This window comes from Hirschia baltica ATCC 49814 (assembly GCF_000023785.1).
Lineage (GTDB): Bacteria > Pseudomonadota > Alphaproteobacteria > Caulobacterales > Hyphomonadaceae > Hirschia > Hirschia baltica.
This window is the reverse complement of the sequence record NC_012982.1, coordinates 2,361,829-2,380,623: the sequence shown is the minus strand read 5'-3', so window position 1 is coordinate 2,380,623 and position 18,795 is coordinate 2,361,829. Positions and strand designations below refer to the sequence as shown.

Annotated in this window: 17 protein-coding genes; 3 read left to right on the top strand and 14 right to left on the bottom strand. The window is 46.2% G+C overall.

Annotated elements, in window-relative coordinates; translation table 11 throughout:
- Positions 1-10 precede the first annotated feature (10 nt).
- Positions 11-898 (bottom strand): LysR family transcriptional regulator, encoded by an 888-nt coding sequence (locus tag HBAL_RS11210; RefSeq protein ID WP_015828054.1) that lies wholly within the window; start codon positions 896-898, stop codon positions 11-13.
- A 107-nt stretch (positions 899-1,005) separates the two neighbouring features.
- Between HBAL_RS11210 and HBAL_RS11205 the strand changes: the two genes are divergently transcribed.
- A complete protein-coding gene (locus tag HBAL_RS11205; RefSeq protein WP_015828053.1) occupies positions 1,006-1,350 on the top strand; it encodes a hypothetical protein in 345 nt (114 codons plus the stop codon).
- A 122-nt stretch (positions 1,351-1,472) separates the two neighbouring features.
- Here the strand turns inward: HBAL_RS11205 and ctrA are convergent, their stop codons facing one another.
- Positions 1,473-2,174 (bottom strand): response regulator transcription factor CtrA, encoded by a 702-nt coding sequence (gene ctrA, locus HBAL_RS11200; protein ID WP_015828052.1) that lies wholly within the window; start codon positions 2,172-2,174, stop codon positions 1,473-1,475.
- Positions 2,175-2,462: 288 nt separating this feature from the next.
- Here ctrA and fliI point away from each other — a divergent pair, with 288 nt between their 5' ends.
- Both fliI and HBAL_RS11190 read left to right on the top strand, forming a co-directional pair.
- Complete coding sequence (fliI, locus tag HBAL_RS11195) at positions 2,463-3,905, top strand: flagellar protein export ATPase FliI (protein WP_041302245.1); 1,443 nt, start codon at positions 2,463-2,465, stop codon at positions 3,903-3,905.
- 49 nt (positions 3,906-3,954) lie between these two features.
- Positions 3,955-4,365 (top strand): hypothetical protein, encoded by a 411-nt coding sequence (locus HBAL_RS11190; protein ID WP_015828050.1) that lies wholly within the window; start codon positions 3,955-3,957, stop codon positions 4,363-4,365.
- On the opposite strand, the gene HBAL_RS11185 is transcribed toward HBAL_RS11190, so the two are convergent.
- From HBAL_RS11185 to HBAL_RS11130, 12 genes are all read right to left on the bottom strand, one after another.
- Positions 4,362-6,422 (bottom strand): putative bifunctional diguanylate cyclase/phosphodiesterase, encoded by a 2,061-nt coding sequence (locus HBAL_RS11185; RefSeq protein WP_015828049.1) that lies wholly within the window; start codon positions 6,420-6,422, stop codon positions 4,362-4,364. The genes HBAL_RS11190 and HBAL_RS11185 overlap by 4 nt on opposite strands.
- 178 nt (positions 6,423-6,600) lie before the next feature.
- Entirely contained in the window at positions 6,601-7,437 is an 837-nt protein-coding gene (locus HBAL_RS11180; protein WP_015828048.1) for a nucleotide-binding protein, read from the bottom strand.
- Complete coding sequence (locus HBAL_RS11175) at positions 7,437-8,429, bottom strand: flagellar biosynthesis protein FlhF (protein WP_015828047.1); 993 nt, start codon at positions 8,427-8,429, stop codon at positions 7,437-7,439. The genes HBAL_RS11180 and HBAL_RS11175 overlap by 1 nt, the downstream gene beginning before the upstream one ends.
- Positions 8,430-8,494: 65 nt before the next feature.
- Positions 8,495-10,615: a flagellar biosynthesis protein FlhA gene (flhA, locus tag HBAL_RS11170; protein ID WP_015828046.1), complete on the bottom strand. Its 2,121-nt coding sequence runs from the start codon at positions 10,613-10,615 to the stop codon at positions 8,495-8,497.
- A 5-nt stretch (positions 10,616-10,620) separates the two neighbouring features.
- Positions 10,621-12,024, bottom strand: coding sequence for a sigma-54-dependent transcriptional regulator FlbD (gene flbD / locus HBAL_RS11165; protein WP_015828045.1), 1,404 nt, complete (start codon positions 12,022-12,024; stop codon positions 10,621-10,623).
- A gap of 80 nt (positions 12,025-12,104) precedes the next feature.
- The gene (gene fliN / locus HBAL_RS11160) at positions 12,105-12,452 is read right to left on the bottom strand and encodes a flagellar motor switch protein FliN (RefSeq protein WP_015828044.1); all 348 of its coding nucleotides are present in this window, start codon (positions 12,450-12,452) and stop codon (positions 12,105-12,107) included.
- Positions 12,453-12,475: 23 nt separating this feature from the next.
- Complete coding sequence (locus tag HBAL_RS11155) at positions 12,476-13,099, bottom strand: FliH/SctL family protein (RefSeq protein ID WP_015828043.1); 624 nt, start codon at positions 13,097-13,099, stop codon at positions 12,476-12,478.
- A gap of 14 nt (positions 13,100-13,113) precedes the next feature.
- Positions 13,114-14,148 (bottom strand): flagellar motor switch protein FliG, encoded by a 1,035-nt coding sequence (gene fliG / locus HBAL_RS11150; RefSeq protein ID WP_041302244.1) that lies wholly within the window; start codon positions 14,146-14,148, stop codon positions 13,114-13,116.
- Between the two features lie 38 nt (positions 14,149-14,186).
- Positions 14,187-15,893, bottom strand: coding sequence for a flagellar basal-body MS-ring/collar protein FliF (fliF, locus tag HBAL_RS11145; RefSeq protein WP_015828041.1), 1,707 nt, complete (start codon positions 15,891-15,893; stop codon positions 14,187-14,189).
- A 255-nt stretch (positions 15,894-16,148) separates the two neighbouring features.
- Positions 16,149-16,421 carry a CtrA inhibitor SciP gene (sciP, locus tag HBAL_RS11140; RefSeq protein ID WP_015828040.1) on the bottom strand — a complete coding sequence of 91 codons (273 nt, stop codon included), beginning with the start codon at positions 16,419-16,421 and terminating at the stop codon, positions 16,149-16,151.
- Between the two features lie 199 nt (positions 16,422-16,620).
- Entirely contained in the window at positions 16,621-17,997 is a 1,377-nt protein-coding gene (locus HBAL_RS11135; RefSeq protein ID WP_015828039.1) for a flagellar hook protein FlgE, read from the bottom strand.
- Between the two features lie 127 nt (positions 17,998-18,124).
- Entirely contained in the window at positions 18,125-18,793 is a 669-nt protein-coding gene (locus HBAL_RS11130) for a flagellar hook assembly protein FlgD (protein WP_015828038.1), read from the bottom strand.
- Positions 18,794-18,795 lie beyond the last annotated feature (2 nt).

Genomic DNA, 18,795 nt, shown 5'->3' with positions numbered 1-18,795 from the left:
GTATTAATTATTATAACTTGTCCGTGATTTTCTTGGCGAGAAAATCAAAAACCCGTCGCACACGAAGGTTGGTCTTTAATTCTGAATGCGCGATGAGCCAGATGGGTAATCGCGCCATGGTGTTGGGTAAATCTATGCGGGAAACCAAGGGTTCAGCATCACCAATTTTGCGTTGAATGATACCTAGTCCATACCCAGCAACTACCATTTTCCAGCACACGACGTGATCATCGCTTCTGAAGGTAAAAAATTCCCGATCGACGTCGATCCCATGTTTTTTCATGGCAGTAATCAGGAGAGCAATGTCTTTTGTATCAAACCCCACCACATTATGGGAAAGTAAGTCTTCTCCTGTTTGTGGAGCTGGGTGTCGGTTTAGGTATTCTTTGGCACCATACAGACCAAATTCCATGTCTCCTAGTTTGCGCGCAAAGAGATTTTCTTGAGTAGGGGTTGCCATTCTAATGGCGATATCAGCTTCTCGGCGAACAAGGTTTTCAGTCCTGTTTGACGCGACAAGTTCAATATCTATCATAGGTTCTTCAATACGCAGTTCGCTAATGATCTCTGGAAGAATATAGGTTGCTGTCATAGTTGCAGCTGTTACCCGAACAGTGCCTGATATGGCCTGGTCTTCTCCTTCTGTCGCCATTGACAACTGACCCGCTGCATCGGCCATGTTTGAAGCGTGTCGGAGGACATCAATGCCTTTTGTCGTTAGTTCAACGCCGCTCACTAAACGGTCAAAGAGACGGGTTTCAAGTTGTTGTTCCAGCATAGTGATGTGGCGACTTAGCGTAGCTTGGCTGCCATTTGTTGCACGAGCCGCAGCTGAGAAAGAGCCATATTCGCAGACGTTTACGAATGATTGCAGGAGAGACCAGTCTATATTTTTCATCGTTATCTATCCAATAATGGATGGGATCATTCGTTTTTCTCACATTGTTATAGCAAAGGTGAATATCAATATCAAAAGTGTCAAGAAAATTCGCATGGAGAAAAACGATGAATAAATTTCAAAATATATTGGCTCTTACCGCTGCTTTTGCGTGTTTTACACTCAGCGCCAAAGCAGAAGTGACTGAAGAAATTGAGTTTTCCTATAATCCGAACATTTCCGCAGAAGCCAATTATGTTGACCTTAGAAGGACTGCAAAACGTGCTTGCCGTGATCGGACTTATTTTCATCCATATAAATTGGAGCTGGCTTGCCGTGGCGATCTTCTTGATCAAGCCATAGCAGCTATTAACGCCAAATCATTGTCTGCGCATCATCAGCAAATTAGTCATGGTGAGACTTTAACAATTGCAGCGCGTGAGCAATCGGTCATATCCAAAATGAAGCCCTAAATAGGCTATGTTTTTAGCGTTATAGAAACAAAAAACCCGCTCAGCTTGCGCTAGGCGGGTTTAGTTATTCGGTCTATGCCATTATCCCAAAATGGGAGAATTAAGTTTGATGCAGTTGCAGCTTAAGCTGCGTCTACAGCAATTTGAGGTGATGGGTCACGAAGAACGTAACCACGGCCCCAAACAGTTTCGATGAAGTGGTCACCGCCTGTTGCTTTTTGTAGCTTTTTACGAAGCTTACAAATGAACACATCGATAATTTTCAGTTCTGGCTCGTCCATGCCGCCGTAAAGGTGGTTTAGGAACATCTCTTTTGTCAGGGTTGTACCCTTGCGCAGAGATAAAAGCTCGAACATTTGATATTCTTTACCAGTCAAGTGAACGCGTTGGTTCTTAACTTCAACTGTTTTGGCATCGAGGTTCACAAGGATATCGCCGGTGCGGATAACACTTTCAGCGTGGCCTTTAGAGCGGCGTACGATTGCCGTGATACGAGCGATAAGCTCGTCTTTGTTGAATGGTTTTGTGAGGTAATCATCCGCCCCATAACCAAGAGTTTTGACTTTAGCTTCGATGTCAGGGTTACCTGACAAGATCAATACAGGTGTATTGATGCGCGACATGCGCAGCTGTTTCAAAACTTCATAACCAGAAATGTCTGGCAATGATAAATCTAGAATTATGAGGTCGTATTCATAAACCTTACCTAGGTCTACGCCTTCTTCCCCCAAATCCGTTATGTAGATGTTAAAGCCAGCGGCTTTCAACATTAGGTCAATGCTGCGTGCAACCGCATCATCGTCTTCTATCAACAAGACCCGCATAAGGCTCTCCCGAATCACTTCCGTTTATATCAACGTATTAACCATTAACAATCAAGCATATTAACTCTTTAAGAATAGTTAACGCGTCTTCACACCTCTTTGCGATACCTTAATTAAAGCACGTAAAGTTGTGAAAAAATTCCACTTATTTTTTGTAAAATTTCCTAAGAGAATCGCTTTCGTTAACTCATGCTTAGTGCAATGGGCACATTCTGCCGAGTCAGAAAAGTTAGAAAATTTCGCTTGTCATATCTTGACATAAAGCGACTCGGTGAGGGTTCAGAACACGTGCTTCAACAGGCTATCAAAGATATTAAAAATATTGAAAAACAAATGTTTGAGGGTCGAGTTGTGGCTGTTGAAGGCTTGCGAATCGAAGCGACTGGACCTGCTGAAGCATTGCGCTTAGGTGCTTATGCTCGCTTTGGAAACAAGGAAGGCCCGCGTGGTGAGCTAGTCGGATTTGAAGGTGAGCGCGCCGTTTTCCTCGCATGTGATGATGTAGATGGTTTGCGCCCAGGGGCTGCAGTGTGTTTTTCTGCAGATGATGCAATTGTTAGGGTGTCAAATTCTTGGTTGGGCCGCGTTGTTGATGCTTTTGGTGCGCCAGTTGATGGTGGTTTACCATTAGCGCAAGGCTCAATTTCGCGGCAAATTAAGGCTGTGCCACCTGCTGCGCACTCAAGAGCGCGGGTTTCTGAGCCGATGTCATTAGGAGTGCGAGCACTTGATGGCTTTGCACCATGTGCAGTGGGACAGCGTATGGGCCTCTTTGCTGGATCGGGTGTGGGTAAATCAACTTTGATGTCGATGCTGGCAAGGAATGCACAAGCTGATGTCGTGGTGATTGGCTTGATCGGTGAACGTGGCCGTGAGGTAAGAGAATTTGTTGAAGACACACTAGGAATTGAAGGTTTGGCGCGTTCTGTTGTTGTGTCTGCTACATCGGATGAAACTGCGCCGCGCCGTAGACGGGCGGCATGGATGACAATGGCGGTTGCTGAACATTTTAGAGACCAAGGTTATAAAGTGTTGTGTTTGCTGGATTCCGTAACCCGTTTTGCGATGGCGCAAAGAGAGATTGGGTTGGCCGCAGGTGAACCGCCAACGACCAAAGGGTATACGCCATCTGTTTTTTCTGAACTTCCTAAATTATTAGAGAGAGCGGGGCCGGGGAAAATCGTACCAGCTGGACAGCCTCAAGGCCAAATAACGGGTTTATTCACTGTGCTTGTGGATGGCGATGATCACAATGAGCCGGTCGCTGATGCCGTACGTGGTATTCTCGATGGGCATATTGTGATGGATCGTAAAATTGCAGAGAGAGGGCGCTATCCCGCGATAGATGTGCTTAAATCTTTGTCACGATTGGCAAGCCATCTTTATACGCCAGAAACAGCAGAAATTGCGAGGCAGGCTCGCCGGTTGATGTCGCTTTATTCTGATATGGAAGAATTGGTGCGGATTGGTGCATATGCGCGCGGGGCAGACCCAGAAGTGGACCGGGCTGTGCAGTTATCTCCTGATATAGAAAAAATATTGACGCAGCATGTGAATGAAAATTCTCCTCCTGAGGAAACATTTGCGATGCTGGCTCAGGTTTTGGGAATGAATGCTGAAGCGGCACCAAATCCACATATTCATGCCGCAGAAGCTGCGATGGCAGCGCAAGGGGGAGAGCGCCGGAGTGAAAATCGGGCATCTCTCGCACGTCAATTAGGCGGCAATTAAACGCAATACCTTTACCTATTTTTTGTAATTTTAGCTCAGAAATATTTGTATGAAATCTCTTCCGACACTCATAAAACTTGCCCAAAGAAATATTGATATGATTGCTGTGGAAATCGCAAAATCACAGGCGCATATTGAAGAATTGAGAATGAAGAAGGCCAGCGGTCAAGCGAAGATGGATGTTGAGCAAGCCATGGCAGAAGATGAGCTTGACTTGAATATGTTGGGTAGCATGCCCGCATATATTGCACGTCAAAAATGGGAGAATGAGCGGATTGAAGCAAAGATTGCTGAAATCGAGCAGAGTATTTCCCACGTTAGGGAAAGACTGATCCTTGCTTACCAAGAAAAATCCAAATTAGAGAATTTGGAAGCTAAGTATGACTTTAGGGCGAAGCAAGATTTAAATACCAAAGAGCAGGCTCAGCTAGATGAAGCTGCATTAACGCGGCGCGCTTAAGACTTTTGCTGTTTCTTCATGTGAAGGTTTTGCGGTGATAGGGTATTTTCGTTTATACCACTCCAGTTAAATGAGATATCTCTGGGGGGAGGCAACTGATCTGCTGTTTCTGTGTTTGAATTCATAAATTGAGCAAACGCTAAAGCAGCTGTCGGAGCGAGTGGTCGGCTAAAATAATAGCCTTGAATGTAATGCAGGTCCAGGTCTGTCACGAGCTGTAATTGTCTTTCTGTTTCGACACCTTCAACAACACAATCGAGATTGAGGTTGCGACATAAGTCAGCAATCGTACGGACGATGTTGCGATCAGCAGGCTTTTTGGCCATATCCTTGATAAATGCACGGTCGATTTTAAGACGGGTGATTGGCATTTTCTGCACATAGCTGAGACTTGAATACCCTGTCCCAAAATCATCAAGTGCGAGTGAGAAGCCTTGTTTGCGGATATAGTGCAGAGATTCAATGACTCGGTCATAATCCTGCATAATCATGGTTTCTGTTATTTCAAAGACAATACGAGATGGCGCAATCCCAGCTTCTTCAACAATAGAAATGAGGCGTTGCAAACAAGTGGGGGATGATAAAAGCACAGCTGAAAGGTTGAATGCCATATAGATATCTTCAGGCCAATCTTGCATGCTTTCCAGTGCGCGCTTCAACAAAATGTTGGTTAAAACTCGGATACTGCCAGCTTGCTCTGCCGTTGTGATAAAATCTACAGGTGAGACTTGGCCGAGAACTGGGTTATACCAACGTGCTAGGGCTTCAAAACCGGCGACACGGTTTTGGCTTGTATCTATAATCGGTTGAAATTCGACATATAATTCTTGTTCTAAATTGGCTTCTGTAAGGCCTTTTTCTAGTGCTAAGGCATCTCTTATTGAATCTTCATGCTGCTCTGAGAAAAATATTGGTACACCTTTAGAGTGTTGTTTTGCATAGCATAGAGCATAATCTGCGCGGTCGAATAATGTGGAGCGTGCATCACCTGCACGTGGGAAACGCGCTAATCCTATTGTTCCGCCGATATTTGCTGTGCCTTCCTCTAATTTGAAAGGTTCCCGAAGGGTGTTGCAGATGTCCGCAGCTCTTTTTAACATCGTTTGGTCATCGTCCGGCTTTAAGAAGAGCAAACCAAACTCATCTCCACCTAAGCGGCCAACGATAACATTTTCTCCTATACGTTTTGATAGGCGTCGAGCTGTGGACTTTAGCAGATGATCTCCTGCTGAATGGCCAAAAACATCGTTGACTGGTTTAAATCCATCCAGGTCAAGGAGGGCCAAAACAAATTCTTGGTTTGTTTCTTGGTAATCTTCTATTGTGTCATCAAGAGTTTGAAAAAAGCTACGACGGTTTGGTAATTTTGTGAGCGGGTCCGTATTTGCAAGTCTCATTGTTTTTGAATTCAAATGCGCTAGGCGTTTACTCTGGCCAAGCAGCGCAGCTTGATGACGAACAATATCTGTAAGACTTTTATCTTGGCTCAAAATTGCTAGATGTAGGACACCGGCAACCATAGCCAAATTTAGAGCTGATGCCATATATACTGGGTCTTGCTGTATCAACAGATAAATCACAGTTAATGGGATGTTGGATAGCAGCATAGCTTTAGCTGCTTGTGGAACGGCCAGTAGTGTCATTGCACCACCCACAACAGTTACGCCAGTGAAGAGTAGGACTAAGCCACGTAATCCACCATCGCCAGCCTCAAATAAATAGGTGCTCCAGCAAAAAACAAGTAATCCGATAACGGGAGATAGTTTTACAGACAGTTTTAGTCGAGAAACTATTTGCTTGTCCGTCAGAATAGATCCTTTATTTTTGAATGCTTCTGGTGCGCGAACGCAAGCAATTATCAAGAACAGAAAAGCGACGGGAAAAAGTGTATATGCAGGAAGTAGATGCATATGTGTGAAACTCATGCCGAAGCTAGCAAAAGTAAGCAGCAAGTATCCTACAGGTAGTTGTCTTTTGATAGCATCGTAGCGAGCGCGGTTTATTTCCGGCTCGTCTTCACGTATCTGAAATTGTGATACTATTTTTGTAATCAACACGGTTTACCCCTAAGTTTAGGAGTACAATCTATATTATTATGTTTAATTTCTATGTTAGATTGAGCTGTTGAATTGTATGAACAGTATTTACTCTTATTTTAATAATTGCATCACTGAACAATAAAGATAAAAAAACCGCTCTGTTAAGAGCGGTTTTTCTTTTGTCTATCTTTTAAAACTAACTTGCTTCGGCGATTGAATCAGCTCCACCGCGTAAAATTGCTTCCGCAATTTGTTCAGCATCAATAGCTGCCTGAGCATTGGGGTAAATTGATAGAAGTGTCTTCTGTGTACGGATAGCTTCGCGGACTTTAGAGTCACGAAGAACAATACCAGCCAATGGTGGACGGAAGCCAAGGAAAGTCTGACTTGCACGGGCCAAGGCTTCATATGTACGACGCCCAGCAACGCGAGTATCTGCCATGTTGACTGCAATCCAAGGTGTGACGCTTGGTGCGTATCCACGAAGCACTTTGATAAATGCATATGCATCTGTCATTGATGTGGGTTCGTCATTGGCGACGACGAGGGCACGGTCGGCAGCCCTTGCTAGGCGCATAACGTTAGCATCAATACCGGCTGCAAGATCAACAAGTACCATATCATATTGCATGGCTAATGTTGTGAGACCTGCTGCAAGTCTTGCTGCATCGTCTTTTGGAAGTTCGGCCAATACACCTGAACCTGAACGACCGGGTAGGACATCAAATCCACCTTGAGTGCCTGCGCCGCCATTAACTGGGGTTACAGCATCGTCAAGTTCTACCCATCCAGCCATAACAGCGGCTAAGTCGGTGTCAGGTGCGATACCCAATTGAACATCAACATTTGCACAACCAAAATCGCCATCAATGAGGAGAGTTCTTTTTCCTGCTTTTGCAAAGGAAGCAGCGAGAGTTGTAGACAGCCAAGTCTTACCCACGCCGCCTTTTCCTGAAGCAACAGCCAAGATCTGAGCTGGCGCAATGCGGGGCGCTGAGGACATGTGTCCTGATTTTTTGCCAGAGAACGACATTATGCAGCTCCTCTATATGACATGTTAGATCCTGATCCATTATCTGGGGCGGTTTCTAGGAGTAGCCTTGCGATTCGCAAAGGTGTCGCTGGAATTAGCCCATTTGATATAGAATGCGTCAAACTTAGTTGAGCGATGCTTAACCGCGATGAAGAAATTGCAGCAAAAGCACCACCTCTACGTCTTACTACATCTAATTTAGTTAAAATTGCCCTTCTAACACCAACACTTGCGAAAGCACGTGCATTATCTTCCAGATCTTCAGGATGTCCTTCTGCGGACATAACTAAAATTGGTTCGACATCTACATTGTAGAGAAGGTTGCGAAGGCGGGCGATTTCATTGCTATCAACTGGGTTAAATGCTGGACCATCTATCACGAGTTTGCGCTCTGATGGCGTTCTCGCTGCCAGATGTTTTTGGAGTGCTTCAGGAGATTTAAACAAACCAACATCTGGGCGGCCAACATAAGCTGACAATCTAGCGTGACCACCTGCTGCATCAAAATCAGCAGACGTCGCTTTTAATCCAAGGGGGGAATTGCGGGTAACAGCGGCAAGTTTTGCGGCTGTAGATGTTTTACCACAACCAGGAGCGCCCACGAGAAGAATTGATTTACGCGTATCTGAATGAATTGGAGAAAAAGACAAGACGCCTTCAAGTCCAGCTGCCATTGCTGGACCAGCATCTGCTGTATTGCCCATTAATTTAAGGCCAGCATTGGTGACTATGTCAGTAAACCCACTAGGTGCACCATGCCAATTCATGACATCGCGGATGCGGTCACGTGTTGTATGGTCGAAGGTTGGCCGTGTTTCGGAGAAAATTGGTGTCGCGAAACGTGCATTCGGTGCGCGCTCAACTGCGGCTCTCACTTCCACACAACCAGGTTCATTGCGGGTAGAGAGTATTACCGCATCCGAGCCTAATTCTGCCCGCATTTTTTCCATGGCTTCTTCCACGGTGGCTGCGGAGAATAGTTTCATTCTCATGGTAGTGGCCTCCTGATTGGCATTTTGAGTTTAATATACTGACTGGTCATATCGGGGTTACTTTTCTAGATTGACCCTGCACCGCGTAAACGGGCTTTGGGGTGAATTTCATTTTGGCTCATGACGACGGTTTGTGCGCGGAAACGTTCAACAAGTGAGCGCACATATGGACGGATCGGGGCAGATGTGAGGAGAACTGGTGTATCTCCAGTTTGTGCCGCTGCTTCAAACACGCGGCGCATTTCATTTACAAACTCGTGCAATCTTGATGGCTCTAACGCGAGCTGACGCGCGCCGGGTTCACCAATGAGTGCTTCAGCAAATGATTGTTCCCAAGCTGGTGAAAGGGTGACAACTGATAATTGGCCATCATGAGCTTGGTTGGCATTACAAAGTTGGCGCGCAAGGCGAGTGCGCACATGTTCTGTAATTTGCATGAGATCTGTTGAGGCACCTGATGCTTCAGCAATTGCTTCAAGTATTGTTGCAAAATCGCGTACAGATATTTTCTCACGTAGTAAGTTTTGAAGGACGCGCTGAATACCTGACATTGTAATTTGGTTGGGCACGATGTCTTCTAATAGCGCTTTTTGAGCCGCTGGAAGATCATCTGTTAGCTCTTTCAAGGCGGTGAAAGACATAAGGTCGGCCATGTTGTCCTTCACCAATTCAGTGAAGTGCGTGGTGAGTACTGTTGCAGCATCTACAACAGTATACCCATTCATTGCGGCTTCTTCTTTATATGACTTATCAATCCAAACGGCTGGAAGCCCAAAGACAGGTTCTTTTACGCGCTCACCAGCAATTGGGGCGGCAGCGCCAGAAGCATCCATTGCTAGATCCATCAAGGGGCGAAGTGCACCAGATCCAGATTCCACTTCCTTGATCATGATGCGGTAGTTTTCCGAACCAATTTCTAAATTGTCGACAATGCGAACTTGCGGCGCGATGAAACCAAACTCAGATGCGACTTGGCGACGAACAGCTTTTATCTGATCTGTGAGTTTGCGACCTTCTGATTCATTGATCAGTGAAAGCAGACCAAAGCCCAATTCGACTTTCAACTCATCAACAGCAATGCTGTCACTGATTGGTGCTTCTTCTGTTGGTTTGCGAGCATCTGAAATGATTTCGTTTTCTTTGATCTCTTTGGCTTTGGCCGTTGCTTCTCTTGCTGCGGCAGCTCTCCATGCACCATATCCAGCGCCTCCAGCTAGGAGGAAGAATGGGATAATTGGCATTCCGGGTAAAAGACCAGCAAAAGCGGCAATTCCTGCGACCATGGATAATCCTTGCGGAGAAGCCATGAGTTGTATTCCGAGTGCTTTGTCTGTTGACCCATCAACACCAGCTTTCGATACAAGCATACCAGCAGCGACTGAGATGATGAGTGCTGGGATTTGCGATACCAGACCATCACCAATTGTTAGCATTGTGTATGTTTGAGCGGCTTCTGTGAATGGTAGGCCTTTTTGTGCTACACCGATTAGAATACCACCGATAATGTTGATGATCGTGATGAGGAGACCAGCCATAGCGTCTCCCTTCACGAATTTGGACGCACCATCCATTGCTCCGAAAAAACTGCTTTCGCCTTCAAGTTCTTTACGACGCGTGCGTGCTTCATCTTCGTTGATCATACCAGCTGATAGGTCAGCGTCGATCGCCATTTGCTTACCGGGCATTGCATCTAGGGTGAAACGTGCTGCGACTTCGGCGATACGGCCTGAACCCTTGGTGATAACCATGAAATTTACGATCACGAGGATAATGAAAACAATCACGCCGATCACGTAATTGCCGCCCATTACGAAAGATCCGAATGTCTTGATGATACTACCCGCGGCTTCTGGTCCTTGATCACCTTTTGACAAGATGAGGCGCGTGGAGGCCATGTTCAGTGCGAGGCGGAGCATAGTTGCAAGTAACAATACCGCTGGGAATGAAGAAAATTCCAGAGGCTTTTGGATAAGCAAGGCTGTCATCAACACTAATACAGAGAATGTGATGGAAATAGCCAGCATGAAGTCGAGCAGAAATGCTGGAAGCGGAACGATCAGCATGACGATCAATGTCATCACACCAAGCCCTAGCGCGACTTCACCTTTGGCCGCACCTTTTGCGATGGCGTTGAAATCCAACCCACCAAAAGAAATGCCGCTTGTGTTATTACTTGCTTCAGCCATGAATTTTAGCCTGCTGCCCGTGTTTCACCAGGAGCTGCTACTTCAACTCCGGCGTCTGTGTATGTGCGAAGTTTGTTGCGGAGGGTACGAATTGAAATACCCAAAATGTTGGCGGCGTGTGTCCGATTTCCCAAACAATGATCTAAAGTAGATAGGATTAAGTCTTGTTCTACTTCAGCAACAGTGCGTCCAACCTGCACACTTGCTAGGCCAGCAGTGATGGCTGTGTGTGCTGTTTCTGTGGCACGTTGCACAGTTAGGTCAATTTGAGATTCGTAATTGCTGTGACCTGTTGAACTTGAAAGAGGAGCACCATCTGGTGTGCGAATGGCGTCAGCTTCGATGACGGGGCCGCGTGATAATATGACAGCGCGGTGCATTGCGTTTTCAAGTTCACGCACATTACCGGGCCAGCGTGAGCTGTTGATTTGTTCGCGCGCTTCATCAGATAGCTCTTTATTAGGTAAGCCATTTGCTGCGCTATATTTATCAATGAAGAAATCAGATAGTTTTACTAAATCTGAGCGGCGTTCACGCAAAGCTGGAATACGGAGGTTCATCACGTTCAAGCGATAAAGAAGGTCTTCCCGGAAATCACCAGAACGAACAGCTTCGGCAAGGTCACGATTTGATGTTGCTACAATACGGATGTCGACTTTTACTGGCTTGTTGCCGCCAACACGGTCAATTTCACGCTCTTGGATAGCACGCAAAAGTTTGGCCTGAAGGCGCGCGTCCATTTCGGAAATTTCATCAAGGAGGAGTGTACCCCCATTGGCTTCTTCAAATTTACCAATGCGGCGTGTCATTGCGCCTGTGAACGCGCCTTTTTCATGTCCGAATAACTCCGATTCCAGCAAGTTTTCTGGAATAGCTGCACAGTTTACTGAAATGAATGTTTTACCAGCACGGCGAGATTTTTGGTGGACAAAGCGCGCCATGACTTCTTTACCGACACCGCTTTCACCTGTGATTAATACAGAAGCATCGGAAGGAGCTATTTGTTCGGCAAGTTCGACAACTTGCATCATGGCAGGATCAGACGCGATCATTGTGCGTTCGTCTTCTGATACCGCAGACAGAACAGCTGCTATTAGCTCTGCATCGGGTGGAAGGGGAATAAATTCGCGTGCACCTGCGTGGATTGCTGATGCAGCAGCATCGGCATCGGCTTCTACACCACAAGCGACAATAGGTGCAGCGATGTGTTCAGTTTGAAGCGCCTCATAAAGCCAAGCAATGTCAGCTTTGACATCAATCATGACAAGATCAGCGCCATGTCCAGCACGAAGTGAATCAAGTGCGATTGCAGGGGAGGCGGCGTGAGAAACTTGAGCGCCGCGCTCGAATGCAATCTTCGTCGCGGCGGATAGCTGCCCACCCAAATCTCCAATAATCAAAACGCGCATATTGTATTCACTTTCAAATTGTTTTGCTTACGCAAAGTATTCTTATATTGGCTGCTGATGATTCAGCGTTTCGATGGCGATTAACCGCCTGCATTCTTAATAATCTCTGTCATTGTGACACCTAGGCGGTCATCGACGACAACGATTTCTCCACGAGCGACAAGTCGAGAATTAACATAAATATCAATAGCTTCACCGACTCTTCGGTCTAGTTCGAGAACTGACCCTTCACCAAGGTGCATCAGTTCAGATACTTCCATGGTTGTACGCCCAATAACGGCTTGCACGGAGACGGGCACGTCAAACATGGGGGCAAGGTCAGCTGCGAATTTTTCACGTCTTTCTGCTTCTTCTTCCGCAGAAATTGGTTTTGCTAGAACTTTGCCAGTCGCTTCAAGTTCTGGAAGGTTTAAATCGTCTGTTGCCATTTTATGCTCCTAAAACTCTACAATTATGCCGCGCCGAACAAATCGAGTTGGTCTTCGATTGGGTCGGATTTGCGGTTGTTTAAGCAGTCTTCGACAGTCTTGGTTATTGCGTCACGGTTAAACTCAGCAGCACCGCCTTGAAATTCGATGCGCCAGTCGCCCGGGCGGGCTGCTGGATCGGTGACAAAATGTAGACGTTCAGCAATGTCTGGCATGTTTTCCAAACGCATTTTGATTTGGAGCTCAGCATCTGGTGCGATTGTTACGATCAAGCGAGGTTCAGCGCGTAATTGTTTACAGGCTTGAGCAACAGCTTCTTCCGCCGCAGCATGACCATTTTCATCTAAGGCACGTCCAGCAATTATTTCTGATGCGGCCATGGCTAGATCAATTGCTTCATTTCTTAGAGAGAGTGCAATCTGCGAGACGACTTGCTCAGAAGGAGTAAGGTTGGCTGCAATGGTTTCAAGAGCTGTGGCGATGCGCGCTTCGATACTGCCCATAACCGCAGCTTGGGTGTTTTCGCGGGCTTGATTAACTTCCAGCTCGACATCTTCAACGCGTTTGAAGTCTGGTTTTTTACCAGTTAATACTTCACCAGAAGGCGTGAATTCAGTAAGAAATTCAAAGGGTTTAGCTTCTTTCATGTTCTCATACCCTCCTAGTAAACCAGCTCATCTTCAGCGCCGCCGTCGGCAAGCATGATTTCACCACGTTCAGCAAGTTCTTTTGCTTGATAGACCATGTCTTGTTGAGCGCTATCGACATCTTTAAGCTTTACCGGCCCCATGGAATTCATGTCTTCTTTCAAGATTTTTGCGGCCCGCTCAGACATGTTGGAAGTGAACAAGTCCTGCATTTCTTCATTGGCACCTTTGAGAGCAAGCGTTAGCTTGTCCTTTGGAACTGCTTTTAGAAGTGTTTGAATGCCACCTGGGTCCAGTTTTGATAGGTCATCAAAGACGAACATAAGAGAACGAATTCTTTCGGCTGCTTCTTTGCTTTTTTCTTCAAGCGCTGTCATGAAACGGCCTTCAGTCTGGCGATCAAAAGCATTGAAAATATCTGCCATTTGCTCATGACTGTCGCGTTTAGAAGTGCGCGCGAGATTGGTCATGAACTCTGTACGAAGGGTGACCTCAATTTTTTCAATAATGTCACGTGCAACGGGCTCCATGCGAAGCATGCGCTGCATACATTCAATTGCAAAATCTGGCGGCAGACAGGCAAGAACTGCTGCAGCGTGGTCAGATTTAATTTTTGAGAGAACAACAGCCACTGTCTGTGGGTATTCATTCTTGAGATAGTTCGCGAGAACAGTCTCAGATACATTTCCAAGCTTATCCCACATGGTACGACCAGCTGGTCCGCGGATCTCTTCCATAAGAGAGTCAACTTTTTCACCTGGAAGGAATTGTGCAAGTAGTCGCTGTGTTTGCTCGAAATTACCTGTGATAGAGCCAGAAGTAGAAAGTTTACCAACAAATTCAATGATCAAGTCTTCAACCAAAGAGGACTGAACAGCGCCTAGAGTCGACATTGCTGAAGACACATCACGCAGCTCTTCATCATCGAGCGCTTCCCAAATGGGGCCTGTTTCTTGACCGAGTGCGAGTAGCAGGATGGCAGCTTTTTCAGCTCCTGTTAGTTTTTTTCCATCGGCGGCGGCTTGCTGAATAGCTTCCCGCTTATTCATGGTTTTGAGAGCTTCTTCTGCTTCTGCTGCTAGATTGCTCATGCTGCGTCACTCCCTACATGGTCTTCAGATAGCCATGCTCGGATGATTTGAATTGATTCATCAGGGTGGCTTTCGACAACTTCGGAAATTTTCTTTACAGAAGATGCATTCACTTTCCCGCTAATGCGCGCGACATCTAGGCCAAATTGGTCATCCTCTGTAATTTGGCCGTTGCCGCCATCTCCAGATCCGGGGAGAACGAGGTTTTCTGATAAGGTTACCTTCTGAGCAGCATTTCCTGATCCACCCGGGAGTTTTGCTTCTCCGACATAGAAAGAATCTCCGCTTTCCGCGGACGGGCTCATCAAGCCTTTTACGAGAGGACGTAAGACAAAGATGATGAGCAGCACGGCACCTACAAATAGGGCTGCTAATTCAGAAATGCGCATGATGTCATTTTTAGTTAGGCCCAACATACCGGGATCTTCAATCGCAAGATTGACCGAAGATTCAGGGCGCATGAATGATACATTGACGACTTCAACAATGTCACCGCGCGCTTCGTCATACCCAACAGCAGATCTCACGAGTGTTTTTATGTTTGCAATTTCTTCTGGGGTGCGCGGTGCAAATGTTGCTTCAGTTTCATCAGCTCCGGGAACACGTACATCATCCAATGCAACAGCAACTGAAATCTTACGAATACGCCCACCTTCAGTGATTTCTGTTTTTGTGGTTTTTGAGATTTCGTAATTTGTAGTCTCTTGCAAATGGTTTGTTTCTGCTTGTGATGTTGGATCGGCAGGTCCGTCCGCAGCCGTGCCAGCAGGAATGTTGTTTTCAGCTGTCACAGCACCAGCAGGCTCAGTTGAAGACTCGCGTGAAGAATCCTCAGTTGTTGTGGATGAGCGGATAACTCGTCCTTCTGGGTCAAAAATTTCAGAGCTCTGTGTGATGCGATTGAAGTCTATATCAGCAGCCACTTGAACACGAGCCGCACCTGGGCCTGTGACGCTTTCGACAACTGATAACACTTTGTTGCGGATCTGATCTTCTATGCCTGTTTGGCGTTCGTCAGCAGACCCGCCAGAAAATCCATTCTCACTATTTTCAGCACCAGCAGCGAGGAGGCGGCCTTTGTCGTCAAGGAGCGTGATGCGGTTCACTTCAAGATTGGGCACTGATCCAGCGATTAGGTTTCTTATTGCGCGCACTTGAGACGGCAACATGCCTCGACCTGCTACAGATATAACCACGGATGCTGATGGTGTTTGTGTGCCGCGCTCGAATAGGCGTCTTTCTGGAAGAACAAGGTGAACGCGCGAGCCGCGAATATTGTCTAAAGAGGAGATTGTTCTAGCAAGTTCCCCTTCAAGGGCGCGGACACGGTTTATGTTTTGAACAAAGCTGGTTGTGCCCAGAGCTTCAGATTTGTCAAAGATTTCATAACCCATAGCTCCGCGCGTCGGCAAACCTTCTTCGGAAAGCATCATGCGAGCATCAAGAACTTGGTCTCGATTAACAAAGATGGAAGCACCATCACCGCGAATTGTGTAGCTGATATTTGCTTGGTCTAGGCGGCCTGAAATTTCCGCTGATTCAGTTAAATCTAGTCCAGAATAAAGAAGAGCTTCATCTGCCCCACCGCGGAGCATAATGAAACCAAGACCAGCACCCACCAACGCCACAACCATAAGCGCAGCAATAATGCGCATTTGTCCGCCATTTGTGATCTTTTTTATTATGGAAACTGTTTCAGCCATCTTCTACCCGGTAATTCTTGCACCCCGAACAGGGGTCGTTAGGCAATAATTTCCCAGCAGGATGTAAACGTCTTATTAACAAGGGTGAAAACAGCGGTATTTGTTTTAATTTTTTGAATTTAACACAGCCCCAAATAGCATTATGCCCTGACTTCTAAGAAATCAGGGCATAATAGATGGATGCATCTTTTCAGAAAATGTCGATTTCCATCACGCTTTGGTGGAAAGCAGCGTGATATCAGTCATCAATTCTTATTAGGCGCGATAGTTTTGTAAGCGAGTGGTGCGTAATCCTTTTACACCGAAGCGATCGTACAATGCTTCCCATCCTTCATATTCTTCAGATGAAATTTTGTAGCGAGCTAATGCTTCTTCGCGTGTTAATAGGTCGCCACGAACTGCCGCAACGACTTCTGCTTTACGACGGGTTACCCAACGCTTGATGTCTGGTGACGGGAGGTCCGCCAGCGTGAGTGTTTTTCCGTCGGGTCCGATAACTGCCGCGCTTTTCGCGTTCTGGGTCAGCATAGAATTCCCTTTCCTTGGTCTGGTCTATGCTGAGGACAATACTACAAGTGTTTTAAGTTCAGACTGAAGTTAATGTGTGGGTTTTGTTGAAAATTTGAAGAATAAAAAAAGACCCCAGAGACTCTTTAGTTGTCTTTGGGGCCTTTTTTGTTTCAATTTGGAGCAAAAAGCACTTTGAACGTGCAATTTCCTTAATTAGTTATCTTTTGATACTAATAAGCTCATTCAACATTTCGTCTGCGGTCGTAATAATTTTTGACGCCGCTGAATACGCGCGTTGCGTAACGATAAGGTTGGAGAATTCTTCAGCAAGGTCGACAGTTGAAGATTCAAGTGCACTAGAGATGACCTCACCAGCTTCTCCAGACTTGGGCGCTCTAAGGTTCATGTCGCCAGTTTCAGGGCCTGAACGGTAGCTGCCGCCGGCTTGTGCGATCAGACCACCTTCATTTCCGAAAGTCGCCACAGGAACTTGGAAAATTTTACGGCTAAAACCATTCGTATATTGCGCGATAACAACACCGTCTTCATCGACATCGACTGAGGCTAGTGATCCAAAAGGGACACCGTCGACAGTAGATGTATCAAGAATAGAATCTGATGAATATTGAGTAAGTCCAGTCGTGCTATTCCCGTTTCCTAAATCTAATTGAATATCTTGCGCTTCGATACCCAATCCATCCGCCCAGCGAGGTGTTGTTCCTACTGAAGCAGGATCAGATGCTCCAATACTGATTGACCCTTCTGGGTCAAAACCGTCGGCAAGCGCATTTGTTGCAACTGGATCAATTAAACCAGATGCAGTGAATATCATTTTACCATTAGCAAGAAGACCGTCGGTTACACCTTCAATATCTGTTGATGGGGTGACGTAGGCTTCTACTTCCCATTCGTTCGCATTGGCCGTTTTTAAGAAAGAGAAGTTAACCGTGTGACGTCCACCTTTGGAGTCATAGACTTCCAACGGTGTCGTGAAGTCGGGTGTGATGTTTCCTGCCGCCATATCGCCAGCTGTATATGTCGCGGGATTTACTTCTTGGTCTGCATTCAGGTTTGCTGTGATTGATAGATTTGCGGATGCTTCCGCGACACCACCATACCCAGAAACACGAACGGCAGAAAGGGCCGTAAGGTCGGTTGGGCTGGCATTGACGACTTGATCATTCACGATTGGCCAACCATATAGATATTGACCTGCAGTGTTTTTTAAATATCCACCTTCATCAGGAGCAAATTGTCCTGCACGCGTGTATGAGTATTCATCAAATGATGTTGCGTCGCCTCCGCGAGCTCTTGTGACGAAATAACCTTCACCGGAAATTGCCATGTGCGTTGAAACGGAGGAAGATTGCAACGTGCCTTGTTCGCGCATTAATGTCGTCGCAGTTGCCCTTACGGCACCAGCGCTGTATGAAGATTGATAATTTTGATTATTTAGCATAGCGGTAAAGTCATTGCGGATACGTTTGAATCCAACAGTGTTTACGTTTGCTATGTTTTCTGATGTGGCAGCCATAGCAGATGCGTTTGCACGTAGACCTGCTGTTCCTGCCAGTAATGCTGAACCTATACTCATGGCGGTATTCCTCTAAAAACTAACCCACTCTATTTCCCGATCCTTCTTTTGAGGCCGGGTCTTGAAAGGGCGCTTTTGCGCCATGTATCTACAGACTGCTTTTGCAATCCGGAACGTTTAAATGCGATTAACTCTGCATCACTCGCAGAATATCACTGTAACTAAAAATCCCAGCTTTGGTCGTAATCGCTGGACTGTCATATGAAAGGTCAACACCTGATACTGTTGTAAGTACGTTTGTTGATGTCGTGATTGAATTTGCTTCGCTGTCTTTTGCCGTGACACTGGCATAATAAACTTCGTCTTCATTCGCGATTGTGCCGTCACTTAAGGTGCCGTCCCAAACAAATTCATGGGACCCCGCGCTTTTCTCAGCAGGTTCTGAATAAAGCACTTTGCCGTTCTTATCTTGAATGTTGAACGTGGCTTCGGTGGCATCACTTGCAAGCGCGTAGCGCCAGCTCAAATCTTCACCAGAATATCCAGCACCTTGACTGTTGATTTCAACGCTTTGTCCTAGATAGCTGGACATAGCTGCACCTGTGGCGGAATTATTTGAAGCTATAAGTTGTTCAAGCGCATCATTTGTTTGGATTTGCTGTTCCACGCCAGAAAATTGCACAAGTTGGTTTGTGAATTCTGTTGAATCCGTTGGCTCCAGAGGATCCTGATTTTGCAACTGAGCTGTGAGCAAAGTAAGAAAAGTGTCGAAATCACTCGCGAGGGCAGATTGCGATTGAGCTGAGTTTGATGTCGAACCGCTACTTTGGTTTACGAAAGAGATTAGATCAGACAATG

Excerpts from the sequence above, each read along its gene's own strand:
- HBAL_RS11210 (WP_015828054.1), bottom strand. The coding sequence starts at position 898 with ATGAAAAATATAGACTGGTCTCTCCTGCAATCATTCGTAAACGTCTGC.
- HBAL_RS11205 (WP_015828053.1), top strand. The coding sequence starts at position 1,006 with ATGAATAAATTTCAAAATATATTGGCTCTTACCGCTGCTTTTGCGTGT.
- ctrA (WP_015828052.1), bottom strand. The coding sequence starts at position 2,174 with ATGCGGGTCTTGTTGATAGAAGACGATGATGCGGTTGCACGCAGCATT.
- HBAL_RS11190 (WP_015828050.1), top strand. The coding sequence starts at position 3,955 with ATGAAATCTCTTCCGACACTCATAAAACTTGCCCAAAGAAATATTGAT.
- HBAL_RS11180 (WP_015828048.1), bottom strand. The coding sequence starts at position 7,437 with ATGTCGTTCTCTGGCAAAAAATCAGGACACATGTCCTCAGCGCCCCGC.
- HBAL_RS11175 (WP_015828047.1), bottom strand. The coding sequence starts at position 8,429 with ATGAGAATGAAACTATTCTCCGCAGCCACCGTGGAAGAAGCCATGGAA.
- flhA (WP_015828046.1), bottom strand. The coding sequence starts at position 10,615 with ATGGCTGAAGCAAGTAATAACACAAGCGGCATTTCTTTTGGTGGGTTG.
- flbD (WP_015828045.1), bottom strand. The coding sequence starts at position 12,024 with ATGCGCGTTTTGATTATTGGAGATTTGGGTGGGCAGCTATCCGCCGCG.
- fliN (WP_015828044.1), bottom strand. The coding sequence starts at position 12,452 with ATGGCAACAGACGATTTAAACCTTCCAGAACTTGAAGCGACTGGCAAA.
- HBAL_RS11155 (WP_015828043.1), bottom strand. The coding sequence starts at position 13,099 with ATGAAAGAAGCTAAACCCTTTGAATTTCTTACTGAATTCACGCCTTCT.
- fliG (WP_041302244.1), bottom strand. The coding sequence starts at position 14,148 with ATGAATAAGCGGGAAGCTATTCAGCAAGCCGCCGCCGATGGAAAAAAA.
- fliF (WP_015828041.1), bottom strand. The coding sequence starts at position 15,893 with ATGGCTGAAACAGTTTCCATAATAAAAAAGATCACAAATGGCGGACAA.
- sciP (WP_015828040.1), bottom strand. The coding sequence starts at position 16,421 with ATGCTGACCCAGAACGCGAAAAGCGCGGCAGTTATCGGACCCGACGGA.
- HBAL_RS11135 (WP_015828039.1), bottom strand. The coding sequence starts at position 17,997 with ATGAGTATAGGTTCAGCATTACTGGCAGGAACAGCAGGTCTACGTGCA.